At 60.1% G+C, this 3,233-nt stretch carries 5 protein-coding genes; all 5 read left to right on the top strand.

All coding sequences use genetic code 11. The features are described from left to right. The coding region (gene mutM, locus B3Y70_RS12105; RefSeq protein WP_288589884.1) for a bifunctional DNA-formamidopyrimidine glycosylase/DNA-(apurinic or apyrimidinic site) lyase at nucleotides 1-685 on the top strand (685 nt) is incomplete at its 5' end. Between the two features lie 176 nt (nucleotides 686-861). Next, on the top strand, nucleotides 862-1,194 hold the full coding sequence (locus B3Y70_RS12100) for a hypothetical protein (RefSeq protein ID WP_011787154.1): 333 nt from the start codon (nucleotides 862-864) through the stop codon (nucleotides 1,192-1,194). Nucleotides 1,195-1,280: 86 nt separating this feature from the next. Beyond that, a complete protein-coding gene (gene yrfG / locus B3Y70_RS12095) occupies nucleotides 1,281-1,970 on the top strand; it encodes a GMP/IMP nucleotidase (RefSeq protein ID WP_199451586.1) in 690 nt (229 codons plus the stop codon). A gap of 48 nt (nucleotides 1,971-2,018) precedes the next feature. Continuing rightward, complete coding sequence (gene hslR / locus B3Y70_RS12090; RefSeq protein ID WP_011787156.1) at nucleotides 2,019-2,426, top strand: ribosome-associated heat shock protein Hsp15; 408 nt, start codon at nucleotides 2,019-2,021, stop codon at nucleotides 2,424-2,426. Between the two features lie 87 nt (nucleotides 2,427-2,513). Next, nucleotides 2,514-3,233 (top strand): Hsp33 family molecular chaperone HslO (locus B3Y70_RS12085; protein WP_288589882.1); only part of this gene is annotated, 720 nt, incomplete at its 3' end.

The following is a 3,233-nucleotide window of genomic DNA, read 5'->3' as shown; positions in this document are numbered from 1 at the left end:
GCACCTGGAGGGCAAGACCATCCGGGCTGTGGAACGCCGGGCGAAATACCTGTTCCTGCACCTGGATGCCGGCTCCGTGATTGTCCACCTGGGCATGTCGGGCAGTCTCAGGGTGATCACCGACGACAGCCCCGCCATGACTCACGATCATGTTGAACTTATCCTCGGCAACCATCGCCGCCTGCGATTCAATGACCCCCGGCGCTTCGGCTGTTGGCTGTGGACCACCGAATGGAACCGGCATCCACTGATCAGCGCGCTCGGGCCGGAACCCTTATCCGAAGATTTCAACGGCGCCTGGCTTTTTCGCCTGTCCCGGCAGAAACAGACGCCGGTCAAATCCTTCATTATGGACAATCATGTGGTGGTGGGCGTGGGCAATATCTACGCCAACGAAGCCCTGTTCAAGGCCGGCATTCACCCGAAACGGAAAGCCGGCCGCATCAGCCTGGACCGCTATCACAAGCTGGCCGAGGCCATCCGGGAAACCCTCAGCGCCGCCATACTGATGGGCGGCACCACTCTGCGGGACTTCGTCAACAGCGACGGCAAACCGGGGTATTTCGCCCAGTCACTACTGGTTTATGGCAAGGCGGGAGCGCCCTGCACCGAATGCAACACCCCGCTGAAAGAGATCCGCATGAACAACCGATCGACGGTTTACTGCCCCCGATGCCAGCGCTGAGATTCCGCAACGGCTCACACTTTTCAACGAAAAACCGTTTGAAATTGAGGCAATATGATTCATAGTTAATGGAGTGCTAGTACCCGGTCGCCGCACGCAGCGCGAACATGCTGGCTCGCAATACAGAGACAGGCGAGCCCTGACCAACCGGGCTGATACGTTCAGGAGAGAATGACATGACCCGCAAGATTTCCCGCACCCTGGTAGCCACCGTCGCAGCCTGCCTGCTGGCATTCTCATCGCTCGGCCATGCCCGTGCCGTGGACGAAAGCCCGTCTGCGCTGGCCATGACCGCCGATGCGGTGTTGCTGCGCCCGGCGCTGCTGGCCACAACCATTATTGGTAGTGCTGTGTATCTGGTATCCCTGCCATTCTCGGCGCTTGGCGGCAATGCCGGTGAAGCCGGTGAAGTGCTGGTGGTTGGCCCGGCTAAGGCCACCTTCGTGCGCTGCCTGGGCTGCACCCGCACCGGTCGCAAGTCAGAAACGGTGGAGCAGTCCGACAACTGATTTGGCTTACCGATCCGTAAAATCCCGGCTTGCCACTGGCCGGGATCTGAGGCAGCCTGAAGAAAATTCTTCAGGCTGTTTTGTTTATGGTGGACTGGTCAACCCTCGATACCGTGTTCCTCGATATGGACGGGACACTGCTGGATCTGCATTTCGACAACCACTTCTGGCTGGAGCACCTGCCAAGGCGCTATGCCGAACACTTTGACCTGCACCCAACCGAGGCCCGGGACTACCTGATTCCGATGATTATGGCCGAGCGGGGCTCACTGAACTGGTACTGCACCGATTACTGGAGCGAACGCCTTGCCCTGGACATAACCGGCCTTAAGGCGGAAGTTGGCGACCGCATTGGCTACCGCCCCCATGTAACCGACTTCCTGGCCGCACTGCGCCAGGCCGGACTGCGCTCGGTCATCGTCACCAACTGCCATCCGGATCCTCTGGCCCTGAAGCTTCAGCGGACCGGACTGGATCAGCATGTTGACGGCATCGTCTCCAGCCACGAACTGGGCAAGCCCAAAGAGGACCCGGCGTTCTGGCAGGACCTTGCCGGCCGCTCCCCCTATCGTCACCAATCTACCCTGATGGTCGACGACAGTTTCCCGGTGCTTGAGAGTGCCCGTGCCGCCGGTATTGGCCAGTGCCTGGCGATTCTGGCCCCCGACAGCCAGCAGCCATCCAAAGACCACCACCCGGACATTCCCGGCATTCATCACTTCGATGAAGTACTGCCTGCCTTGCGCTCACATACAGCAGTGCCATCCACCCCATGAGGGGGTTATAATGGATTATTGCGGCATTTGCCCGACAGGTGAGGAGATATGACGGCGGCGAACGCAGACGATCAGAAAGTCCGGCTCGATAAATGGCTGTGGGCAGCGCGATTCTATAAAACCCGCTCGCTCGCCAAAGAGGCGATTGAAGGCGGCAAGGTGCACTACAACAGCCAGCGCACCAAGCCCGGCAAGATCGTTGAGACCGGCGCCAAAGTGACCCTGCGCCTGGGCTGGCAGGAAAAGATCGTGATCGTCGACGACATCAGCGACCGACGCCGGGGCGCCCCGGAAGCCCAGAAGCTCTATCACGAAACCGACGACAGCGTGAAACGGCGGGAAGATCTGGCCTGGCAACGCAAGACCATGCAGGCTGCACAGCTGCCCCCGGCTCGAAGGCCGAGCAAGAAAGATCGCCGGGATATCCAGCGCTTCCGGGAACAGAATGGTCTGTAACCATTGAATCCCACATATCTGACAACCCGTATACAACCCCGTTTCAGTAACTCCCAGTAAATCGATACATCAGCTCCAGGAGACACCATGGCATCCCGCGACCAGTTCCAACGTTTTCTCTTTGAACACAGCCAGGTGCGGGGTGCCTGGGTACAGCTGGGCGAGAGTTTCAAGGAAATCACCGGCCAGGCCCCCTACCCGGATTCAGTCCGCGAGCTGCTGGGAGAATCCCTGGTAGCCAGCGTACTGATGAGCAGCACCCTGAAATTCAAAGGCACTCTCTCGCTGCAGGCAGCGGGTGAAGGTGCCCTCAGCACACTCATGGCCGAATGCAGCCATGACCGCCATATCCGTGGCCTGGCCCGCTTTGATGCCGATGCGGTCAGCGGCGAAACCCTGCACGAGCTGCTCGGAAAAAGCCGTATGGCCATCACCATTACCCCGGAACAGGGCCAGCGCTATCAGGGCGTGGTACCAAGGGAATCAGAAACCCTGGCCGGCTGCCTGGAAGAGTACTTCGAGCGCTCCGAGCAGATCGCCACCAGCCTGTTCCTGTTTGCCAACGAGGATACCGCTGCCGGCCTGTTACTCCAGCGCCTTCCCGGCCATACCGATGACGACGATGACCTGTGGAACCGGGTGAACCACCTGGCCCGCACAGTGGAAGCGGAGGAACTGCTGAGCCTGGACAGTGAAACCCTGCTGCACCGGCTGTTCCACGAGGAAACGGTGCGCCTGTTCGAGCCGGATCCGGTTGCCTTCCGCTGCAGCTGTTCCCACGAACGCACCCTGGCCGCGCTGGAAGCC

Origin of the sequence: Marinobacter sp. UBA5687 (assembly GCF_002420325.1) — a bacterium.
GTDB lineage: Bacteria > Pseudomonadota > Gammaproteobacteria > Pseudomonadales > Oleiphilaceae > Marinobacter > Marinobacter nauticus.
The sequence above is the reverse complement of the archived record's forward strand: the minus strand, read 5'-3'. Positions and strand labels throughout refer to the sequence as shown.